Genomic DNA, 20,320 nt, shown 5'->3' with positions numbered 1-20,320 from the left:
CGGACGCGGAGCGTCCCGAGATGCATTCCCACGCTGGAGCGTAGGAACGATCAGCGTGAGGGCTTGCGTACCCTACCTGAATTTGATCGTTCCCACGCTCCTGCGTGGTAACGCCGCCCAGGACGCTCCGCGTCCGTTCTCGAATGTGACGCCCAGCGTCAGCGTCACACCCTGCCCGATGGAAAAACCCTATCGATGTTAACTTATGTGAAAAATAAAAATACTTCACATTATTTAATCATTGATTCACTATCCGATTCACAGATCAGAACAATAACGTCCATAAGCCGGCATCACAGGCGCGGACACTGACGTTGAGGATTACTGCATGAACACTAAGAATGTTGGCGTTATCGGCCTGGGTGCGATGGGTCTGGGCATTGCCCGTTCGTTGCTGCGCAGCGGCTTCAATGTGCATGCCTGTGACGTGCGCACCAGCGTGACCGAGGCGTTCGCTCAGGAAGGCGGTGTGGCGTGTGAAACCCCGGCCGCGATGGCCGCCGCCTGTGATGTGATCATCACCGTCGTAGTCAACGCCGAGCAGACCGAAACCGTGCTGTTCGGTGAGAACGGCGCCATCGCAGCGCTGCGTCCCGGCAGTCTGGTGATCGGCTGCGCCACCGTCGCGCCAACCTTCGCTGTGGAACTGGGCGAGCGTCTGGCTGCACAGCACCTGTTGTACCTCGACGCCCCGATCTCCGGCGGCGCAGCCAAGGCCGCTTCCGGCCAGATGACCATGATGACCTCAGGTCCTGCCGAGTCGTACGCCAAAGCTGAGGCGATCCTCAACGGCATGGCGGGCAAGGTTTATCGCCTGGGCGACGTTCACGGCCTGGGCTCGAAAGTCAAAATCATCAACCAGTTGCTGGCAGGCGTGCATATCGCCGCGAGCGCCGAAGCGATGGCGCTGGGCCTGCGCGAAGGGGTCGATGCCGACGCGCTGTACGAAGTGATCACCAACAGCGCCGGTAATTCATGGATGTTCGAAAACCGCGTGCCGCACATCCTCAACGCGGACTACACACCGCTGTCGGCCGTCGACATCTTCGTCAAAGACTTGGGCCTGGTGCTGGATACCGCCCGCAGCAGCAAATTCCCGCTGCCGCTCTCGGCCACTGCACACCAGATGTTCATGCAGGCCTCCAGCGCCGGTTTCGGTCGTGAAGACGACTCGGCCGTGATCAAGATTTTCCCAGGCATCGAATTGCCGAAAGCCAAGACCGATAAAGCCTGAGGAACCTTTGATGAGCCTGACTGACTCTCGCCCGCTGCTGGGCTGCATTGCCGACGACTTCACCGGTGCGACCGACCTGGCCAACATGCTGGTGCGCGGCGGCATGCGTACCGTGCAGAGCATCGGTATTCCGAGCGCCGAAATGGCGGCCGGCCTGGACGCCGACGCCATCGTCATTGCCCTCAAGTCCCGCACCACGCCGTCGGCCGACGCGGTCGCCGAATCGCTGGCTGCGCTGGAATGGCTGCGCGAGCGCGGCTGTGAACAGATCTTCTTCAAATACTGCTCGACCTTCGACTCCACCGCCGCAGGCAATATCGGCCAGGTGAGCGAGGCGTTGCTGGAGCAATTGGGCAGCGACTTCACCCTGGCCTGCCCTGCATTTCCGGAAAACGGCCGCACGATTTTCCGTGGTCACCTGTTCGTGCAGGACCAGTTGCTCAGTGAATCGGGCATGCAGAATCATCCGCTGACACCAATGACCGACGCCAATCTGGTGCGTGTGCTGCAAGCGCAAACCACCCACAAAGTCGGCCTGCTGCGCTACGACAGCGTCTCAAAAGGCGTGGAAAGCGTGCGCAGCAAGATTGTCGAACTGCGCGCCGAAGGCGTGAGCATGGCGATTGCCGATGCACTGTCCGATGCCGATCTGTACACGCTGGGCGAAGCCTGTGCCGACCTGCCGTTACTGACGGGCGGCTCGGGGCTGGCGCTTGGCCTGCCGGGCAACTTCCGCAAGGCGGGCAAGCTGCGCGATCTCGATGCGGCCAAACAGATCAACGTTGGCGGTGGCGAAGTGGTGTTGGCAGGCAGCGCGTCGGTTGCCACCAACGGTCAGGTCGCGGCTTGGCTGGAGGGCAATCGCCCTGCCCTGCGCATCAACCCACTGGACCTCGCTGCGGGCAAACCTGTGGTCGAGCAGGCGCTGGCATTCGCTAAAGATGCCGGGCAGACCGTGCTGATCTACGCGACCAGCACCCCGGATGAAGTCAAAGCCGTGCAGAAAGAGCTAGGCGTAGAACGCTCCGGTGCGATGGTCGAAGAAGCGCTGGGCCAGATCGCCAAAGGTCTGTTGGACGCGGGCGTGCGACGCTTCGTGGTCGCAGGCGGTGAAACCTCAGGTGCCGTGGTTCAAGCCTTGGGCGTGCAACTGCTGCAGATCGGTGCGCAGATCGATCCGGGTGTTCCGGCGACCTTCAGCAGCGGCGCACAACCACTGGCGTTGGCGCTCAAATCTGGCAACTTCGGCGCACGTGATTTCTTCGCCAAGGCACTCAAGCAACTGGCGGGGGAAGCCTGATGATCGACGAAAACGCCCTGCGTCAGGAAATCTGCGATGTCGGCAGGCTGCTTTACGGCCGCGGCTACACCGTCGGCAGCGCAGGCAACATCAGTGCCCGCCTCGACGACGGCTGGCTGATCACGCCGACCGATGCCTGCCTGGGCCGCATGGACCCGGCCGACATCGCCAAGGTCAATCTGGCGGGCGAATGGGTGTCCGGCAGCAAACCGTCCAAGACCCTGGCGCTGCACCGTGAAGTCTACGACCGCAACCCGGAAGTCGGCGGCGTGGTGCATACCCATTCCACGCACCTGGTGGCACTGACGCTGGCAGGTGTGTGGCGTGAAGACGACATTCTGCCGCCTCTGACGCCTTATCAAGTGATGAAAGTCGGGCACATTCCGCTGATCCCTTACGAGCGCCCGGGTTCGCCCAAGGTGGCCGAGCAGGTCGCGCAACTGGCCAACAGCGTGCGCGGCGTGATGCTTGAGCGGCTTGGCCCGGTGGTCTGGGAAAGCTCGGTGGCCAAGGCCTGCTACGCCCTGGAAGAACTCGAAGAAACGGCCCGCCTGTGGCTGATGACGAACCCCAAACCTGCCCCGCTTGAGCCTGCGGCTCTGGAAGAGCTGCGGCAGGTGTTCGGCGCCAAGTGGTAACCGAAACCCATTGATCGGGAGGCGCATCGCGTCTCTTGGCCAACCCCGGCGTGGCCGGAAAACAATAACAACAGGAATCGAGAGCATGACTTACCTACATCCCGTTTTTGTTCGGATTTGCTCGCTGTCACCCTTTGTCACTCCTGAAGGGAGCGCGCAGGCATGACGCCACTCATGTTGATGGTCGTGGCCGGCGCGGGCATCGCCCTGCTGTTGTTTCTGGTCCTCAAATACAAATTCCAGCCCTTTGTCGCCCTGATGCTGGTCAGCATCATCGTGGCGCTGGTCGCGGGCGTTAAGCCTGCCGATCTGGTCGCCACGATTGAAGGCGGCATGGGCAAGACCCTCGGGCACATCGCGATCATCATCGCCCTGGGCGCGATGATCGGGCGCATCATCGAACTCTCCGGTGGTGCCGAAGCGCTGGCCAGAACCCTGATCAACCGCTTCGGCAACAAGCGCACGCCGCTGGCGCTAACGGTCGCGGGCTTCATGGTCGGCATTCCGGTGTTCTTCGAAGTCGGCGTGATCATCCTCATGCCGCTGGCTTATGGCGTGGCCCGTGCCGCACGCAAGCCGCTGATGATCTTCGCCTTGCCGATGTGCGCCGCGCTGCTTGCGGTACACGCGTTTCTGCCGCCGCATCCGGGCGCTGTCGCAGCGGCCAGCCAGTTGGGCGCAGACCTGGGCCGCGTGCTGATGCTGGGCATTCCGATTGTCGCCGTGCTGTGTGTGATCGGTTACTTCGTGGCTGGCCGCATGACCCGCAAGACCTACCCGATGACGGATGACATTCGCGCCGAAGTCTACGGCCCGCACGTCACCAACGAAGACCTGGAAGCCTGGGCCCGCAACGATTATTCGAATGTGCGTGAAGCCACCGAAACCCGCACGATGGGTGCCGAAGAAAGCGCCAGCAGTCTGGCGAGCAAGCTGCCCCCTGCACCTGCACCGGGATTCGGCCTGATCATTGCGCTGATTCTGCTGCCCATCGTGCTGATCCTGATGGGCACACTGGCCACCACCCTGCTGCCCGCAGACTCCACCGTACGCGCCGTACTGACCGTGCTGGGTGCGCCACTCGTTGCACTGCTGATCGACACACTGCTGTGTGCCTGGCTGCTGGGTTCGCGCCGTGGCTGGAGCCGTACGCAAGTCTCCGACGTGATCGGCTCGGCACTGCCGGGTGTGGCAATGGTGATCCTGATCGCCGGTGCCGGTGGCGTGTTCGGCAAGGTACTGGTCGATACCGGCATCGGTGCGGTCGTCTCCGAAGCGCTGCGCAACACCGGTCTGCCGGTGCTGGCGCTGGGCTTTCTGCTGACGCTGCTGCTGCGTGCGGTGCAAGGTTCGACCACCGTTGCGCTGGTCACCACTGCCGGCATTCTCAGCCCGCTGATCGCCACCCTGGACCTGAGCGCCAACCATCTGGCCCTGCTGTGCCTGGCGATGGGCGGTGGCGGTCTGGCGATGTCGCACATCAATGACGCCGGTTACTGGATGTTCACCAAGCTGGCAGGCCTGAACGTCGCCGACGGCTTGCGCACCTGGACCGTACTGGTCACGCTGCTGGGCACACTGGGCTTCGTGATTACCCTGCTGCTTTGGCCATTCGTCTGACCCTTTGAAGACTGGAGTTAACATGCCTCGTTTTGCCGCCAACCTCAGCATGCTGTACCCGCAGCATGATTTTCTTGAGCGCTTTGCCGCAGCCGCCGCCGACGGTTTCGGCGCGGTCGAGTACCTGTTCCCCTACGCCTGGACCGCGCAGGAACTCAAGCAGCGCTTGAGCGACAATGGTCTGGTGCAGGCGCTGTTCAATGCGCCACCGGGCGACTGGGATGCGTGCGAACGCGGCATCGCCACGCTGCCGGGGCGTGAAGCGGAATTTCGCAGCGGCATCGAACGTGCGCTGGAATATGCGCAGGTGCTGGGTAACGACCGAGTTCATGTGATGGCAGGTCTGCTGCCAAGCGAAGACCTGCGTGAGCGTCATCAGGCCGTCTATCTGGAGAACCTCGCGTTCGCGGCCGAGCAGGCCAAGGGCGCGGGTGTGACCATCCTGATCGAACCGATCAATACCCGCGACATGCCGGGCTTCTTCCTCAATCGTCAGGATCAGGCGCAGGACATCTGCAGGTTGGTGGGCGCCGATAACCTCAAGGTGCAATTTGACTGCTACCACTGCCAGATCGTCGAAGGCGACCTGACCAGCAAACTGCGTCGTGACTTTGCCGGCATCGGCCACATCCAGATTGCCGGCGTACCGGATCGCAACGAGCCGGACCTGGGCGAGCTGAACTACGAGCACCTGTTCAACGTCATCGATCAGTTGGGCTACACAGGCTGGATCGGCTGCGAATACCGCCCCAAAGGCGACACCAGCGAAGGGCTGGCGTGGTTGCGGCAGTTGCAGGGGAAGTAGTCACACTGATCGAGAGCAGACGCGGAGCGTCCTGAGCCGCGTTACCACGCCAGAGCATGGGAACGATCATGGCCTTGAGAACACTGATCGTGCCCATGCTCCGCGTGGGCATCCATCCCGTGAAGCTCTGCGTCACATCCAGAGCGGACGCGGAGGAGCGATCAATACCGCTTACTCAGGCACGTCAAACTGATCCTTGATGTAGCGAATCTCGGTCCGGCCATGCGGCGCGGGCTGGCCGTCTTCGCCCAGGTTGACGAACACCATTTTCTCAACCGTCAGGATGCTCTTGCGGGTGATCTTGTTGCGGACCTGACACATCAGCGTGATCGAGGTACGACCAAACTCGGTGGCGGTGATGCCCAACTCAATGATGTCGCCCTGACGCGAAGCGCTGACGAAGTTGATCTCGGAAATGTACTTGGTCACCACGCGCTGATTGCCCAACTGGACAATGGCATAGATCGCCGCTTCCTCATCGATCCAGCGCAACAGGCTGCCGCCGAACAGGGTGCCGTTGGGGTTCAGGTCTTCAGGCTTGACCCATTTGCGGGTATGGAAATTCATGTTCACTCCCAAGCGTCTTCGATAAGAGAACCGCATGATGGCAGAGCCGGCCGCTCGCGCCCATGCCTTGCCCCATTGTGACTGTGTATCGGGGCAATTGACGCCCTGCGACCTGCACGAATAAACAGAAGCCGTAACTTGCTGTCCGCCAAGAATATTCCGCCAAGCGCCGATCCAGACGCTCGCCAACCGACAGAAAACCTTGGGAAGAATCGCGAGCGCAGCTATACTGCCAACCGTTTCAAGCGGCCATCCTCGCTGATGCCGTTCCCGCCACCTGTCCGAGGGGCGCTGCAGCAGGTTCTCCCTGTCAGGCTCGGATGGGGCGTTGTTTGACCGATTGGTGATCAGTCGGCAAGCCTTAAACGCACAACGGCGCCCATTCGCATTTTTATGGAATGGAGACTCTCAATGAGTGCTGTAATCACGCCCGCAGAATTTAACGATTTCAAGGTTGCCGACATTTCCCTGGCCGCCTGGGGCCGTCGCGAAACCATCATCGCCGAATCCGAAATGCCAGCCCTGATGGGTCTGCGCCGCAAGTACGCCGGTGAGCAGCCTTTGAAAGGTGCAAAAATCCTCGGCTGCATCCACATGACCATTCAGACTGCCGTGCTGATCGAAACCCTGGTCGCTCTGGGTGCCGAAGTACGCTGGTCGTCCTGCAACATTTTCTCCACTCAGGATCAGGCCGCTGCAGCCATCGCCGCTGCCGGTATCCCGGTATTCGCCTGGAAAGGCGAGACTGAAGAAGAGTACGAGTGGTGCATCGAGCAGACCATCCTGAAGGACGGTCAACCGTGGGACGCCAACATGATCCTCGACGACGGCGGCGACCTGACCGAGATCATCCACAAGAAATACCCGGCGATGCTGGACAAGATCCACGGCGTCACCGAAGAAACCACCACCGGCGTTCACCGCCTGCTGGACATGCTGGCCAAGGGCGAGCTGAAAATCCCGGCCATCAACGTCAACGACTCGGTGACCAAAAGCAAGAACGACAACAAGTACGGCTGCCGTCACAGCCTGAACGACGCCATCAAGCGCGGCACCGACCACTTGCTGTCCGGCAAGCAGGCGCTGGTGATTGGCTACGGTGACGTGGGCAAGGGCTCGGCCCAGTCGCTGCGTCAGGAAGGCATGATCGTCAAAGTGACCGAAGTTGACCCAATCTGCGCCATGCAAGCGTGCATGGACGGTTTCGAACTGGTTTCTCCGTTCATCGACGGCGAAAACGACGGCACAGAAGCAAGCATCGACAAGGCCCTGCTGGGCAAGATCGACCTGATCGTGACCACCACCGGTAACGTCAATGTCTGCGATGCCAACATGCTCAAAGCCCTGAAGAAGCGTGCCGTGGTCTGCAACATCGGTCACTTCGACAACGAAATCGACACCGCTTTCATGCGCAAGAACTGGGCATGGGAAGAAGTGAAGCCACAGGTTCACAAGATCCACCGCACCGGCCCTGGCGCATTCGACGCTCAGAACGATGACTACCTGATCCTGTTGGCCGAAGGCCGTCTGGTTAACCTGGGCAACGCCACTGGCCACCCAAGCCGCATCATGGACGGCTCGTTCGCCAACCAGGTCCTGGCTCAGATCTTCCTGTTCGAACAGAAGTACGCCAACCTCTCGCCAGCCCAGAAAGCCGAGCGCCTGACCGTTGAAGTGCTGCCGAAGAAACTCGACGAAGAAGTGGCCCTGGAAATGGTCCGCGGTTTCGGCGGCGTCGTGACCAAGCTGACCAAGACCCAGGCCGACTACATCGGCGTGACCGTCGAAGGTCCGTTCAAGCCGCACGCTTACCGTTACTGATTCATCGCCTGCCCGGAGCGTTCGCGCGCTCCGGTAGCAGACAGATGAGACCTGTAGGAGCGGACTTGTCCGCGAAAGCATTTGATACATCGCCAGCTTTTGGTCGATAGGCCGATGTTTTCGCGGACACGTCCGCTCCAGCACGATGCGACCTCCCCGTTCGCTTTAAGATGAGATCGGCCTCCATGAGCCAAGAACGTCGCTACAGCTTCGAGTTCTTCCCCACCAAGACCGATGCTGGACATGAAAAGCTGCTGAACGTTGCCCGTCAGCTGGCGAGCTACAACCCGGATTTTTTCTCCTGCACCTACGGTGCCGGTGGTTCGACCCGCGACCGTACGCTCAATACCGTGCTGCAGCTGGAAAACGAAGTCAAAGTACCGGCCGCACCGCACCTGTCGTGCGTAGGTGACAGCAAGGCAGACCTGCGCGGTCTGTTGGGCCAGTACAAGGAAGCCGGCATCAAGCGCATCGTTGCACTGCGCGGCGACCTGCCTTCGGGTATGGGCATGGCCAGCGGCGAGCTGCGTCACGCCAATGACCTGGTGAGCTTCATTCGTGAAGAAACCGGCAGCCACTTCCATATCGAAGTCGCCGCCTACCCGGAAATGCACCCGCAGGCCCGCAACTTCGAAGACGACCTCAAGCATTTCGTCAACAAGGCCAACGCCGGTGCCGACAGTGCGATCACCCAATACTTCTTCAACGCCGACAGCTATTTCTACTTCGTCGAGCGCGTGCAGAAGATGGGCGTGAACATCCCGATCGTGCCGGGCATCATGCCGATCACCAATTACAGCAAGCTGGCCCGTTTCTCGGATGCCTGCGGCGCAGAAATCCCGCGCTGGATCCGCAAGCAGCTGGAAGCCTACGGCGATGACGTGCAAAGCATTCAGGCATTTGGTGAAGAGGTGATCACCGAAATGTGCGAGCGTCTGCTGCAAGGCGGCGCGCCTGGCCTGCACTTCTACACCCTGAATCAGGCGGACCCGAGCCTGGCAGTCTGGAACAACCTCAAACTGCCTCGCTGACACCCGCTGCAATACCGCGATTTCCCTGACAATTTCCGGGAGATCGCGGCGCAATACACCGTTGGGCAGCAGGAACGCAGCGTAATGCGTTCGCTCTGTTATACTCCAGCCTTCCCGCCAGGCTTACGCCCGGACGCTCGGTCTTGCAAATGCCACCTCGCTCACGCCAACAGCACACTTTTCATCCCGTGCAGGCGTCAGGAGAAAGCTGAAGACCCCGCAGGACCGGACGGGATCGCGTTGTCTTTACACGCCATTCACGCCAGGCAAGACATCCCTTGAGCTTAAGCTCCAACAGAACAGGATTACTCATGTCCTTTGCTTCCCTCGGTCTCTCCGAGGCTTTAGTCCGCGCCATCGAGGCAGCGGGCTACACCCAGCCTACCCCGGTGCAACAGCGGGCCATTCCCGCCGTGTTGCAAGGTCGCGATCTGATGGTTGCGGCACAGACAGGTACTGGTAAAACCGGCGGCTTCGCCCTTCCGATTCTGGAACGGCTGTTTCCCAATGGTGTTCCGGACAAATCCCAGCGTCATGGCCCGCGCCAACCCCGCGTTCTGGTCCTGACCCCGACTCGCGAACTGGCCGCACAGGTGCATGAGAGCTTCAAGATCTATGCGCGCGACCTGAAGTTCGTCAGCGCCTGCATCTTCGGTGGCGTCGGCATGAACCCACAGGTTCAGGCCATGTCCCGTGGTGTCGACGTACTGGTGGCCTGCCCCGGCCGCCTGCTCGACCTGGCTGGCCAAGGCAGCGTCGACCTGTCCCACGTAGAGATCCTGGTGCTCGATGAAGCAGACCGGATGCTCGACATGGGCTTCGTCCACGACGTCAAAAAAGTGCTGGCCCGCTTGCCTGCCAAGCGTCAGAACCTGCTGTTCTCGGCAACCTTTTCCAACGACATCACCGCGTTGGCTGGCAAGCTGCTGCATAACCCCGAGCGCATCGAAGTCACGCCCCCGAACACCACGGTCGAGCGTATCGAGCAACGGGTTTTCCGTCTGGCGGCCAACCACAAGCGTTCGCTGCTGGCGCACCTGATCACCGTCGGAGCCTGGGAACAGGTACTGGTGTTCACCCGCACCAAGCACGGCGCCAACCGTCTGGCCGAGTACCTGGACAAGCACGGCCTCGCTGCCGTCGCCATCCACGGCAACAAGAGCCAGAACGCGCGCACCAAGGCATTGGCCGACTTCAAGGCGGGCGATGTCCGCATCATGGTCGCCACTGACATCGCGGCACGCGGCCTGGATATCGATCAGTTGCCACACGTGGTCAACTTCGAATTGCCGAACGTCGATGAAGACTACGTTCACCGCATCGGTCGTACCGGTCGTGCAGGTCGTTCGGGCGAGGCCATCTCGCTGGTTGCTCCAGACGAAGAGAAGCTGCTCAAAAGCATCGAGCGCATGACCAAGCAGAAGATCCCGGACGGCGATCTGATGGGTTTCGACATCACTGCAGTCGAGGCTGAAAAGCCTGAAGTGCGTGAGCGTCCGGATGTGCGTGAGCGTCCGGATGTTCGCAATCCTCGTGGCGCTCGTCCGGCCCGTGGTGATGGCGACAAGAACAACGGCGGTCGTCGCGACAAGGGAAAGGATAAGGGCAAGGAAAAACCGGCTGCCGCTGCAGCCAGTGGCGAACGCCCTGCCCGTCCAGCACGCGAAAAAAAACCTCGTGAAGGGACGCCTCGCGGCGAACAGCGTGCCTCGCAGGCCGCTGCACCCCGTCCACAGTCGGACCGCGCGCCTGACGAGTTCCTGGATGACGAAGTGGATAACTTCGGCAACCGTGCTGATTACGTCAGCCCGTATCAGGGCAAAGGCCAGAATCGCGGTCGTCGCCCAGCGGCAGCACCTGGTGCAGCAGCGCCAGCAGCCGGTGGCGCAGCACGCCCTGCCAATCCGGGTCGTACCGGTGGTGGCGCTCGCACAGGTTCCGGCACCGGCGCACCGAAGCGTAACGGTGCAGGTGCAGGTGCAGGCGCGGGCTCCGCACCTCGCTCCCGCGATGGTCAGGCTCCACGCAACCGTCGCCCTGCCGCGCCTCGTGAAGACCGCGCACCTCGCGACCCGCAGGAACCGGCAGTTCGCAGCCAGCGCGATGGTCAGCCACAGCCAAAGATCGTGCACAAAGAGTCCAAGATCGACCGCTTCCCGTCGGCCGAGCAACTGGATCAGTTGCCAGCCCGTCCTCGCGGTGAAAAACCGGCCCTGCTGACCCGCAACCGCGACAGCTGATAGCCGAGCAACAAACAGAACGCCCCGACTTGCTCGGGGCGTTTTTGTCTGTGGCGGTTGCCCGCTCATTGAGCGTGTTATCACTGCGCGTCAATCCTCTGGCCGCACAAACGCCACACACAAAAACGCCGACCCTGGGGTCGGCGTTTTTTCGTTCAAGCGACCAGTTACTTCTTCTGGACGCCTTCGAAGGTGATGTCCAGATCCAGCGTCTGCGACGTCGGGCCTGGGCCTTTGATGCCGAAGTCGTTCAGGTTCAGCGTCGAAGTACCGTTGAAGCCGGCACGGTAGCCGCCCCACGGATCCTTGCCTTCGCCATTGAACGTGGCCTTGATCACGATGGGCTTGGTCACGCCGTGCAGTGTCAGGTCGCCGGTCACGTCGGCAGTCTTCTCGCCGGTGGACTTGACGCTGGTGGACACGAACTTGGCTTCCGGGAATTTGCCGGCGTCCAGGAAGTCCTTGCTCAGGATGTGCTTGTCACGTTCAGCGTGGTTGGTGAACAGGCTGGCGGTCTTCAGTTCGACAGCGATCTTGCTCGCTTCAGGCTTGGCAGCGTCGAAGCTGAACGTACCGTCCCAGTCCTTGAACGTACCGTGGATGAAGCTGTAACCCAGGTGGCTGATCTTGAAGTCAACGAAAGCGTGCTGACCTTCCTTGTCGATAACATAGTCGGCAGCCATTGCCTGGCCAGCGGACAACAGTGCGGTACCCAGAGCCAGAGCGGCGAGAGACTTCTTCAACATGCTTTTATTCCCGTTTTGGTTGAACAATCAGTTACGACCCAACATGCGTTTGAGGGTCACATCGCGATCGATAAAGTGGTGTTTCAGTGCAGCCAGGCCGTGGAGCCCCGCGAAAATCACGATGGTCCAGGCCAGATAAAGATGAATCCAGCCAGCGGTTTCTGCCTGTTCCGGAAGGCCCGAAACCAGAGCAGGTATTTCGAACAGACCGAACACCGGAATCCCTACGCCATCGGCCGTCGAGATCAGGTAACCGGCGAACATCACCGCAAACAGTGCGACATACAAAAACAGATGACCGAACGTGGCGCCGATGCGCGTCATGCGGCTATAGCTCGCCAACGGCGGTGGCGGCGGGCTGAGCAAACGCCACACCACGCGCACGAGCATGATTGCGAACAGCGTAATGCCAATGCTCTTGTGCAGATCAGGACCGGCTTTGCGCCAGGTATCGTAATAATCCAGCCCAACCATCCAGAGCCCCAGCGCGAACAAGCCAACCACTACAACCGCTACACCCCAGTGAAGCACCATGCTGACCAGACCGTAGCGAGAGGATGAGTTACGTAGCTGCATTACCAATACCTTGTTAGATGTGTTAACAGACTAGCGGCTTATCTATCGAATGAAAGCGCAAAATTTAGCTCTGAAGCATCGAAGAATATGATTGATCGTAAGTACAGGTTTTTATGACCTGAAAGACGACGCACAGACTTCGTTATCTGAATCAGGCGGTTTTCCCGGTCAGATCGCTCACAGCTGACCTTGCCGCAGCAGCATCCCGATAAAATCAGTTCTGTAACACTTTGCCGGGACCGTCGGCCGTTCGGTGCCGATGAACGGCATCAATGCCGCCTTCGCCCCCTCGATCAAGGTCCCAAGAGATAAAACGAATGGGAGGCGCATAAAAAAAGGGACACGGTCTGCACCGTGCCCCTTCTGTTCAGCGATGAGCCGTCAGTTCTTGACGTCGGCTGGCGCTGTGTCGGTTGCAGCCTTGGCCGCAGGCTTCTTGGCGTCGTCGGCCTTGGCAGGGGCCTTTTTAACCGGCTCCTTTTTCACAGGGTCTTTCTTGGCGGGCTCTTTTTTGGCCGGTTCCTTGTGCTGCGTCTTTTTCGCCGGTTCAGCCTTGGTGGCAGGCTTCTTGGCTGGCTCGGCTTTGACAGGCGGCGCAACCACAGGGGCAACGACCGGCGCGACAGGGGCCGGGGCAGGCGCTGGGGCGGGCTCTACAGCCTTTTCGGCAGGCACTGGGGTTTCAACCGGAGCGTCCGAACCACCGAACAGGCGCGAGAAGAAGCCCTGCTTGGCCGCTTGCGGCTTGGCGGGTTCGGCTGGCTGGGCCGGTTTATCGGAAACGCAACCAAACAGGCTGGTGAAGAAGTTGCATTCCGACTTCTGCGACGCAGGTGCAGGCGCCTTAGGCGGAGCGATCTTGACCGGTTCGAACGACTTGCCTGCCGCCAGATCCTGCACCTGACTGGCCGCACGCTGACCACTGCGCAGCGCGCCTTCCAGCGTGCCTGGGTACAGGGTATCGGTGTGTTCGCCAGCAAAGGCTACGCGCTGGATCGGCCTTTCCCACAGACGCCAGTACTTGCTGATCTGACCGGGGCCAAATGCCAGGTACGAGCCGCCCGTGGACGGATCGACGCTGTAGCGACGGATTTCGTAGCCGGTGTAGGCACCGCGAGCTTCAGGGTAGAACGCGTGCAGGCGGATCAGCACCTGATCGACCATCTGCTTGTCGCCGAAGGCTTGCATGATGCGAGCGTTGTCGCCGGACAGGTTGATCACCACGTTGGCGCCGCCCTTGAGCGCAGGCTCGACCCAGAGCATGCCAAGGCCCGTGTTGCTGAACACTTCACCGGACATGCGCGCCTTGCTGTCCCAGACCGGGGTCTTGAACTTGAGCATGATCTGGTCGCGCCAGCCGTAGTTGGTGCTCTTGATCGCGCCCATGTGCTGAGCGTCCAGCGATGGCGTCATCTGGATCTTGCCCAGCGAGCGCAACGGCACGGCCATGACGAGATAGTCAGCAGTGTAGCTTGCAGCGCCAGCCTTGACGGTGACGTGGTCTTTGTCCTGGACGACGGACGAGACAGGCGAGTTGGTCTTGATGGTTTTCAGCTGTTTGACGAACGCCTGAGCCAGTACCGTGCTGCCACCGGGCAGGCGCGAGGCACGCAGGTCGCGCTCATCCACCGAGCGATAGACGCTGGACTGTTGAGCGAAATACAGCAGCGACAGGCGCGAAGGCTCGTCGTAACGGGTACGAATCTGCTGATTGATCAGCTGACGCGCCGTGGTGGGCAGGTTCAGGCGATCCAGCCAGTTGGCGACGTTGATCTGGTCCAGCGCAAACAGCGTGCTGTTGGAGGCCGGGTTTTCAGGATCGGTGATGGAGCGCGCCAGGTTGTCCAGCGTGTCGTTATAACGCTTGATGGCTTCAGCGGTGGCCGGTTGTTTGACCGCCAGATCCGCCTGGGTGAAGTACACGCCGTCGATCAGGTAGCTGGGCGTGCGCACGAATTCGGGCGCAGGCACGGTGGCCAGTTTGAAGGTGTCCAGGTAGCGGTTCAGCACCGGCTGGGCCTTGGTGTTGCCGATCCACTCACTGGTGGCCAGGCCCGAACGGCCGCCCAGACTTGGCTTGGCTTCCAGCAGCGTGACCTGCCAGCCCTTGGCTTGCAGTTCGTACGCTGCGGTCAGGCCCGCCATGCCGCCACCGACGACAATCGCGGTTCGTTGTTTGTCATCGGCGAGCGTCGAAACGCTGACCAGCCCTGTCACTATCAGCGCACACGCGCGCAGCCACCCAGAAAGCATTCCGTGAACTCCGAAAAAACAAGGGGAAGGTTGGGCAAGTCAGCCCGAAACATCGAATAGCGAGGCAGGATACGCGAGCCATCAGATAGCCGCCAGCAATGTCCGTCGCCCCTTAAAACTGCATCAAAGGTTGTGACACAGCCGGGCATTGCATAGGCTTGCGCGATTGTTCGTCCTCGCCTCAAGCGAGTCGCTACCCGGAGATTGCAAATGGGCCTGAATGACCAGTGGATGCAGCGCGACCTCAAGGTCTTGTGGCACCCCTGCACCCAGATGAAAGACCACGAGAACCTGCCGCTGATCCCTATCAAGCGTGGCGAAGGCGTGTGGCTTGAAGACTTCGAAGGCAAGCGTTATCTGGACGCCGTCAGTTCGTGGTGGGTCAACGTGTTCGGGCACGCCAACCCGCGCATCAATCAACGCATCAAGGATCAGGTCGATCAGCTGGAACATGTGATCCTGGCCGGTTTCAGTCACCAGCCGGTGATCGAGCTGTCGGAGCGCCTGGTCAAGCTCACGCCTGAAGGCCTGACACGCTGTTTCTACGCCGATAACGGTTCGTCCTGCATCGAAGTGGCGCTGAAAATGAGCTTCCACTACTGGCTCAATCGCGGCCAGCCCGATAAAAAGCGCTTCGTGACCCTGACCAACAGCTATCACGGCGAGACGATGGCCGCCATGTCGGTCGGTGACGTGCCACTGTTTACCGAAACCTACAAGGCGCTGCTGCTGGACACCCTCAAGGTGCCAAGCCCCGACTGCTACCACCGCCCGGACGGCATGAGCTGGGAGGAACATTCGCGCAACATGTTCGCCGCAATGGAACAGACCCTGGCGCAAAACCATGCCAGCGTCGCGGCCGTGATCGTCGAGCCACTGATTCAGGGTGCGGGCGGCATGCGCATGTACCACCCGGTCTACCTCAAACTGCTGCGCGAAGCCTGTGACCGCTATGGCGTACACCTGATCCACGACGAAATCGCCGTAGGCTTCGGGCGCACCGGTACGATGTTCGCATGTGAGCAGGCCGGTATTCGCCCGGATTTCCTGTGCCTGTCCAAGGCGCTGACCGGGGGCTATCTGCCGCTGGCCGCCTGCCTGACCACGGACGATGTCTACGACGCGTTCTACGACGATTACCCAACCCTGCGTGCCTTCTTGCATTCGCACAGTTACACCGGCAATCCGCTGGCCTGTGCTGCAGCGCTGGCGACGCTGGATATCTTCGAGCAGGACAACGTCATCGAAAACAACAAGGCCCTGGCGCAACGCATGGCGACCGCCACCGCGCACCTTGTGGATCATCCCCATGTGGCCGAAGTGCGTCAGACCGGCATGGCGATTGCCATCGAGATGGTTCAGGACAAGGCCAGCAAGACGGCCTACCCGTGGCAGGAACGGCGCGGCATGAAGGTCTTCCAGCACGCCCTGGAGCGCGGCGCGTTGTTGAGGCCGCTGGGCAGCGTGGTGTACTTCCTGCCGCCTTACGTGATCACGCCGGAGCAGATCGACTTTCTGGCCGAGGTCGCCACCGAAGGCATCGACATCGCCACGCGCAGCACCATCAGTGTGGCCGTACGGGAGAATTTCCACCCCGACTTCAGGGATCCGGGTTGATCTGACAACAACCGGCCGTCGCCTTCGCGGACAAGCGAAACGCCGCCCCGTCCGCTCCCACGTGGAACGCATATCGCCTTTTGGAATGCATACGTCGTAGGAGCGGACTTGCGAAAGCCTCCCAAGACACACATCAGTACCCCTACAGAGAAACACCATGAGACTGTCCCGCTTTTTCACTGACACACCGCTGAGCCTGGGCGAGCATGAATTGCCCGAAGCCCAGGCCCACTACATCAGCCGCGTACTGCGCATGACCGAAGGCGACGCACTGCAGTTGTTCGACGGCTCCGGCAGCGAGTTTCGCGGCACTTTGCTGGAAGTCGGCAAGAAGCGCGTGCGTGTGCAGTTGGACGAACAGTTCGCCGGTCAGGTCGAATCCAGCCTGCGCATCCATTTGGGTCAAGGTTTGTCCCGTGGCGAGCGAATGGACTGGGCCATTCAGAAGGCCACCGAACTGGGTGCCAGCGAGATCACCCCGATCATCAGCGAGCGCTGCGAAGTACGCCTCAAAGATGAGCGCGCAGAAAAACGCCAGATGCACTGGCAGCAGATCGCGATCAGCGCCTGTGAACAATGTGGCCGCTCAGTCGTGCCGGTGATCCATCCACCGATGCCGCTGGCCGACTGGCTGAAACAGACCGAGGCGGACCTGAAACTGGTCCTGCACCCGGTTGCCGAACCGCTGACCCGCCACGAAAAACCGGCCAGCCTGGCCTTCCTGATCGGCCCGGAAGGCGGTTTGAACGATGCTGAAGTCGAGCAGGCCCAAACCGTCGGCTTCCACGCCGCCCGCCTCGGCCCACGCGTACTGCGCACCGAAACCGCCCCCGTCGTCGCACTCAGCGTGGCGCAGCAGCTGTGGGGTGATTTTTAACGATCATCAGCTCGCGAAAGCCCCTCAAAGCACGTAAAAACAGATCGCCACAAAGTGCATCAGGCTGCCGCCGATCACGAACAGGTGCCAGATGCCGTGCCAGTGGCGGATGTGGTCGTAGGCGAAGAACAGAATGCCGACGGTGTAGAGCACACCACCGCCCGCGAGCCAGATGAAGCCGGCCACGCCGAGCGATGCCAGCAAAGGTTTGATGGCGACCAGCACGATCCAGCCCATCACGGCGTAGATCACGATGGACAGGATGCGCGCTTCAGAGCGTGGTTTGATTTCCTGAAGAATACCGATCAGCGCCAGCCCCCAGACGATCCCGAACAGGGTCCAGCCCCACGCGCCACGCAGGGTCACGAGGCAAAACGGCGTGTAGCTACCCGCGATCATCAGGTAGATCGAAAAATGATCAACCTTCTGCATGATGGACTTCGAGCGTCCTTTCACGCTGTGGTACACGGTCGAGACGCTATACAGCGTGACCAGACAGACGCCATAGATCGCCACGCTGACCACTTTCCAGACATCGCCATGCAGACTGGCCATCACCAGCAGCCAGATGGCGCCGATGGCAGCCAGCACTGCGCCGACGAGATGAGACCAGGCGTTGAATTTTTCTCCGTAATACATCCGCGTAATACCCTGTTTTACCGAAGACGTTGATTGCAGAGGCTCCCGGTTATTGAAACAAAGTGCAACATGTCTGTCGGTGACAGATATTTCAGGCAGCCAATCTTGAGTGAGTTGTGCACAATCCCACCACCTCACTGACAAGCACCACGCCATGCAGATCGATGACGAACTCACCCTGAAGAAGCTGGAAATCTTCCTGGCCTTCATGCGAACCGGCAATCTGGCCCGCGCAGCAGCGGAGTTGCAGACCAGCAACGTCAGCGTGCATCGGGCCATTCATTCGCTGGAAAGTGCCCTGCGCTGCCCGTTGTTCAAACATGAAGGCCGCAACCTGACGCCACTGGAAAGTGCCTATGTATTGGAAGAGCGCGCGCAGAAGCTGATTCAGGACGTGATCGCCACTGTGGAACTGACCCGCCAGGCTGCCGGTTTCTCGGCCGCGCGTTTTCGGCTCGGGGCGTTGTATTCGTTGACGGTCAAGACCGTGCCGCAGTTGATCATGGGCCTGAAGATTCGCCGCAGCGAGCTGAATATCGACCTGATTCTGGGCTCCAACATCGACCTGCTCTACAAGCTCAAGAACATGGAAGTCGACGCGATGCTGGTGGCGCTGGACGAAAGCACCAATGACCCGGACTGCGAACATCTGGCGCTGTTTTCCGACGATATCTTTCTGGCCGTGCCCACCGATTCGCCATTTGCCGAACACAGCGAAGTGGACCTGAGCGACTTGCGCGAAGCGACCTTCATCACCCTGACCCAGGGCTTCGCCACCCACCGCGACGGTATTCGCGTATTCAAACAGGCAGGCTTCGAACCCAAGGTGGCGATGCAGGTCAACGACATCTTCACGCTGCTAAGCATGGTCAGCTCCGGCGTAGGCTATGCGCTGCTGCCCGGCCGAATTGCAGCGGTGTACGAGAACCGCGTGCGGCTGATCCGGCTGCAACAGCGCTACCGGATGCAGCAGCACATCGGCATGGTCTTTCTCAAATCCAAGGAGCGCGACCCCAACCTGCTGGCGCTGGTGGCGGAATGCAGGATGTATGCGAACCGGTTGCTGGAGCCGCATTCGACCTAAGCGCAACCTGCCTCAAGCGCACGCCTGCGCCTGAGGCCCGCACAGGCTAACCCAACAGCCCGCGCATGATGACGAACAGCAGCGACGGCCCCAGCAGGCAGCCCAGCGCGGTATAGAACGCAGCGGTCAGGCAGCCATAAGGCACCAGCTTCGGATCGGTTGCCGCCAGCCCGCCCGCCACGCCGCTCGACGTCCCCATCAGCCCGCCGAAAATGACCGCGCTGCGCGGGTTGTTCAACCCAATGAACGGTGCCACGAAGGGGGTCGCGATCATCACCAGAATCGCCTTGATCAATCCCGCCGCAATGGACAGCGCCATGACCTCGGAACTGGCCCCGATGGCCGCACCGGTAACAGGGCCGACGATATAGGTCACAGCCCCTGCGCCAATGGTCGTCAGGCTCACCGCGTCGGTATAACCGAACGCAGTGGCAACCGCGACACCGGCGATGAACGAGGTGCCAATGCCGACAAACAGCGACAGAACACCCACGTACCCTGCACGCTTGAGCTCATTGACGTTGACGCCGAAGGCCGTGGCGACAATCGCAAAATCCCGCAGCATCGCGCCACCCAGCAAGCCGATCCCGGAGAGCAACGGCAGATCGACGACGCCCTTCTGCCCGCCGGTCATCGCGCCGCCGACGTACGAAAGCACCAGCCCCAGCAGGATGGCGATGGCCGAACCGTGCAGGCGACCTTTGGTGAAGGTGTTCGAAACCCAATAGGAGAACCACATCGTGATGCCAATCACCGCAAAGCCGCTGATCAGCCCGTAACTGGTGATGACTTTAATCATGGACTCGTACATGGCCCTTACCCCGCCGTCTTGGTAGGGGCAGCAGGCACTTCAGTCTGGCCTTTGCCCATGCGTGTCAGCACGGGAACCATCGCGAAGGCAACCACCACCGCCAGCGTGCCAGCGAGGATCGCCATCGGGCCGCCCTTTAGAGCACCATAAACATTCTGCTGGGCAGCCATTGCGACCACGATCGGGATGTAAATCGCGCTCCAGAACTCGACGCCCTGTTCGGTCTTGCCCTTGAACAGGCCGCGTTTGCTCAGATAACTGCCGAGTCCGATCAGCAGCAACATGGCGATACCGACACCGCCAACGTTGGCCGGCACGCCGATCAATTTGCCGAGCACTTCGCCAATAAAAATACCCACCAGGGTACAAAACGCCAAAAACGCCACACCGTAAATAATCATTGTTGTTATTCCTCTGTTTGCATTGCTGAAGTTGTTGTTTTTGTCCTTCGTAGCAGCTGC

18 protein-coding genes and 1 riboswitch are annotated in these 20,320 nt (G+C 60.6%); of the genes, 11 read left to right on the top strand and 7 right to left on the bottom strand.

Annotation, left to right across the window (positions count from 1 at the left end; all coding sequences use genetic code 11):
• Positions 1–328: 328 nt before the first annotated feature.
• The 5 genes from ltnD to otnI all read left to right on the top strand — a co-directional run bounded on the left by ltnD (position 329) and on the right by otnI (position 5,597).
• On the top strand, positions 329–1,234 hold the full coding sequence (gene ltnD, locus ALP40_RS16960) for an L-threonate dehydrogenase (RefSeq protein WP_122209379.1): 906 nt from the start codon (positions 329–331) through the stop codon (positions 1,232–1,234).
• Positions 1,235–1,244: 10 nt separating this feature from the next.
• Entirely contained in the window at positions 1,245–2,534 is a 1,290-nt protein-coding gene (gene otnK / locus ALP40_RS16955) for a 3-oxo-tetronate kinase (RefSeq protein WP_122209378.1), read from the top strand.
• A complete protein-coding gene (locus ALP40_RS16950) occupies positions 2,534–3,172 on the top strand; it encodes an aldolase (protein WP_122209377.1) in 639 nt (212 codons plus the stop codon). Before otnK ends, ALP40_RS16950 begins: the two co-directional genes overlap by 1 nt.
• A gap of 162 nt (positions 3,173–3,334) precedes the next feature.
• Positions 3,335–4,792: an SLC13 family permease gene (locus tag ALP40_RS16945; RefSeq protein WP_122209376.1), complete on the top strand. Its 1,458-nt coding sequence runs from the start codon at positions 3,335–3,337 to the stop codon at positions 4,790–4,792.
• A 22-nt stretch (positions 4,793–4,814) separates the two neighbouring features.
• Positions 4,815–5,597, top strand: coding sequence for a 2-oxo-tetronate isomerase (gene otnI, locus ALP40_RS16940; RefSeq protein WP_122209375.1), 783 nt, complete (start codon positions 4,815–4,817; stop codon positions 5,595–5,597).
• A gap of 171 nt (positions 5,598–5,768) precedes the next feature.
• On the opposite strand, the gene ALP40_RS16935 is transcribed toward otnI, so the two are convergent.
• Positions 5,769–6,164 (bottom strand): acyl-CoA thioesterase, encoded by a 396-nt coding sequence (locus tag ALP40_RS16935; RefSeq protein ID WP_043305564.1) that lies wholly within the window; start codon positions 6,162–6,164, stop codon positions 5,769–5,771.
• A 277-nt stretch (positions 6,165–6,441) separates the two neighbouring features.
• A riboswitch (S-adenosyl-L-homocysteine riboswitch) is annotated at positions 6,442–6,552 on the top strand.
• 23 nt (positions 6,553–6,575) lie between these two features.
• Here ALP40_RS16935 and ahcY point away from each other — a divergent pair.
• The 3 genes from ahcY (at position 6,576) to ALP40_RS16920 (ending at position 11,256) form a co-directional block, all read left to right on the top strand.
• Positions 6,576–7,985 (top strand): adenosylhomocysteinase, encoded by a 1,410-nt coding sequence (ahcY, locus tag ALP40_RS16930; RefSeq protein ID WP_004880290.1) that lies wholly within the window; start codon positions 6,576–6,578, stop codon positions 7,983–7,985.
• Between the two features lie 170 nt (positions 7,986–8,155).
• Positions 8,156–9,016 (top strand): methylenetetrahydrofolate reductase [NAD(P)H], encoded by an 861-nt coding sequence (metF, locus tag ALP40_RS16925; RefSeq protein WP_259640720.1) that lies wholly within the window; start codon positions 8,156–8,158, stop codon positions 9,014–9,016.
• A gap of 311 nt (positions 9,017–9,327) precedes the next feature.
• Positions 9,328–11,256 carry a DEAD/DEAH box helicase gene (locus ALP40_RS16920; RefSeq protein WP_122209373.1) on the top strand — a complete coding sequence of 643 codons (1,929 nt, stop codon included), beginning with the start codon at positions 9,328–9,330 and terminating at the stop codon, positions 11,254–11,256.
• Positions 11,257–11,423: 167 nt separating this feature from the next.
• On the opposite strand, the gene ALP40_RS16915 is transcribed toward ALP40_RS16920, so the two are convergent.
• The 3 genes from ALP40_RS16915 to ALP40_RS16905 form a co-directional block, all read right to left on the bottom strand.
• Positions 11,424–12,002, bottom strand: a complete 579-nt coding sequence (locus ALP40_RS16915) for a YceI family protein (RefSeq protein ID WP_004880308.1) — start codon at positions 12,000–12,002, stop codon at positions 11,424–11,426.
• Positions 12,003–12,029: 27 nt separating this feature from the next.
• Complete coding sequence (locus ALP40_RS16910; RefSeq protein WP_122209372.1) at positions 12,030–12,578, bottom strand: cytochrome b; 549 nt, start codon at positions 12,576–12,578, stop codon at positions 12,030–12,032.
• 381 nt (positions 12,579–12,959) lie between these two features.
• The gene (locus tag ALP40_RS16905) at positions 12,960–14,831 is read right to left on the bottom strand and encodes an FAD-dependent oxidoreductase (RefSeq protein ID WP_122209371.1); all 1,872 of its coding nucleotides are present in this window, start codon (positions 14,829–14,831) and stop codon (positions 12,960–12,962) included.
• 210 nt (positions 14,832–15,041) lie between these two features.
• On the opposite strand from ALP40_RS16905, the gene ALP40_RS16900 reads away from it, so the two are divergent.
• Together ALP40_RS16900 and ALP40_RS16895 are read left to right on the top strand one after the other, a co-directional pair.
• Entirely contained in the window at positions 15,042–16,448 is a 1,407-nt protein-coding gene (locus ALP40_RS16900; protein WP_122209370.1) for an adenosylmethionine--8-amino-7-oxononanoate transaminase, read from the top strand.
• 157 nt (positions 16,449–16,605) lie between these two features.
• Entirely contained in the window at positions 16,606–17,325 is a 720-nt protein-coding gene (locus ALP40_RS16895) for a 16S rRNA (uracil(1498)-N(3))-methyltransferase (protein ID WP_122209369.1), read from the top strand.
• A 24-nt stretch (positions 17,326–17,349) separates the two neighbouring features.
• On the opposite strand, the gene trhA is transcribed toward ALP40_RS16895, so the two are convergent.
• Positions 17,350–17,964: a PAQR family membrane homeostasis protein TrhA gene (trhA, locus tag ALP40_RS16890; protein WP_122209368.1), complete on the bottom strand. Its 615-nt coding sequence runs from the start codon at positions 17,962–17,964 to the stop codon at positions 17,350–17,352.
• A 154-nt stretch (positions 17,965–18,118) separates the two neighbouring features.
• On the opposite strand from trhA, the gene ALP40_RS16885 reads away from it, so the two are divergent.
• Positions 18,119–19,048, top strand: a complete 930-nt coding sequence (locus ALP40_RS16885) for a LysR substrate-binding domain-containing protein (RefSeq protein ID WP_122209367.1) — start codon at positions 18,119–18,121, stop codon at positions 19,046–19,048.
• Positions 19,049–19,094: 46 nt separating this feature from the next.
• Here ALP40_RS16885 and madM read toward each other — a convergent pair whose 3' ends face one another.
• Both madM and madL read right to left on the bottom strand, forming a co-directional pair.
• On the bottom strand, positions 19,095–19,859 hold the full coding sequence (gene madM, locus ALP40_RS16880) for a malonate transporter subunit MadM (RefSeq protein ID WP_122209366.1): 765 nt from the start codon (positions 19,857–19,859) through the stop codon (positions 19,095–19,097).
• 5 nt (positions 19,860–19,864) lie between these two features.
• Positions 19,865–20,260, bottom strand: coding sequence for a malonate transporter subunit MadL (gene madL / locus ALP40_RS16875; RefSeq protein ID WP_004880328.1), 396 nt, complete (start codon positions 20,258–20,260; stop codon positions 19,865–19,867).
• Positions 20,261–20,320: the final 60 nt, after the last annotated feature.

The organism is Pseudomonas viridiflava (assembly GCF_003702045.1).
GTDB classification, from domain to species: domain Bacteria; phylum Pseudomonadota; class Gammaproteobacteria; order Pseudomonadales; family Pseudomonadaceae; genus Aquipseudomonas; species Aquipseudomonas viridiflava_C.
The sequence above is the reverse complement of the archived record's forward strand: the minus strand, read 5'-3'. Positions and strand labels throughout refer to the sequence as shown.

What these genes read in the sequence shown, in the direction of transcription:
- ltnD (WP_122209379.1), top strand. Translation starts at nt 329, where the DNA reads ATGAACACTAAGAATGTTGGCGTTATCGGCCTGGGTGCGATGGGTCTG.
- madL (WP_004880328.1), bottom strand. Translation starts at nt 20,260, where the DNA reads ATGATTATTTACGGTGTGGCGTTTTTGGCGTTTTGTACCCTGGTGGGT.
- ALP40_RS16915 (WP_004880308.1), bottom strand. Translation starts at nt 12,002, where the DNA reads ATGTTGAAGAAGTCTCTCGCCGCTCTGGCTCTGGGTACCGCACTGTTG.
- ALP40_RS16895 (WP_122209369.1), top strand. Translation starts at nt 16,606, where the DNA reads ATGAGACTGTCCCGCTTTTTCACTGACACACCGCTGAGCCTGGGCGAG.
- metF (WP_259640720.1), top strand. Translation starts at nt 8,156, where the DNA reads ATGAGATCGGCCTCCATGAGCCAAGAACGTCGCTACAGCTTCGAGTTC.
- trhA (WP_122209368.1), bottom strand. Translation starts at nt 17,964, where the DNA reads ATGTATTACGGAGAAAAATTCAACGCCTGGTCTCATCTCGTCGGCGCA.
- otnI (WP_122209375.1), top strand. Translation starts at nt 4,815, where the DNA reads ATGCCTCGTTTTGCCGCCAACCTCAGCATGCTGTACCCGCAGCATGAT.
- ALP40_RS16910 (WP_122209372.1), bottom strand. Translation starts at nt 12,578, where the DNA reads ATGCAGCTACGTAACTCATCCTCTCGCTACGGTCTGGTCAGCATGGTG.
- ALP40_RS16935 (WP_043305564.1), bottom strand. Translation starts at nt 6,164, where the DNA reads ATGAATTTCCATACCCGCAAATGGGTCAAGCCTGAAGACCTGAACCCC.
- ALP40_RS16900 (WP_122209370.1), top strand. Translation starts at nt 15,042, where the DNA reads ATGGGCCTGAATGACCAGTGGATGCAGCGCGACCTCAAGGTCTTGTGG.
- ALP40_RS16945 (WP_122209376.1), top strand. Translation starts at nt 3,335, where the DNA reads ATGACGCCACTCATGTTGATGGTCGTGGCCGGCGCGGGCATCGCCCTG.
- ALP40_RS16950 (WP_122209377.1), top strand. Translation starts at nt 2,534, where the DNA reads ATGATCGACGAAAACGCCCTGCGTCAGGAAATCTGCGATGTCGGCAGG.
- ALP40_RS16885 (WP_122209367.1), top strand. Translation starts at nt 18,119, where the DNA reads ATGCAGATCGATGACGAACTCACCCTGAAGAAGCTGGAAATCTTCCTG.
- ahcY (WP_004880290.1), top strand. Translation starts at nt 6,576, where the DNA reads ATGAGTGCTGTAATCACGCCCGCAGAATTTAACGATTTCAAGGTTGCC.
- otnK (WP_122209378.1), top strand. Translation starts at nt 1,245, where the DNA reads ATGAGCCTGACTGACTCTCGCCCGCTGCTGGGCTGCATTGCCGACGAC.
- ALP40_RS16920 (WP_122209373.1), top strand. Translation starts at nt 9,328, where the DNA reads ATGTCCTTTGCTTCCCTCGGTCTCTCCGAGGCTTTAGTCCGCGCCATC.
- madM (WP_122209366.1), bottom strand. Translation starts at nt 19,859, where the DNA reads ATGTACGAGTCCATGATTAAAGTCATCACCAGTTACGGGCTGATCAGC.
- ALP40_RS16905 (WP_122209371.1), bottom strand. Translation starts at nt 14,831, where the DNA reads ATGCTTTCTGGGTGGCTGCGCGCGTGTGCGCTGATAGTGACAGGGCTG.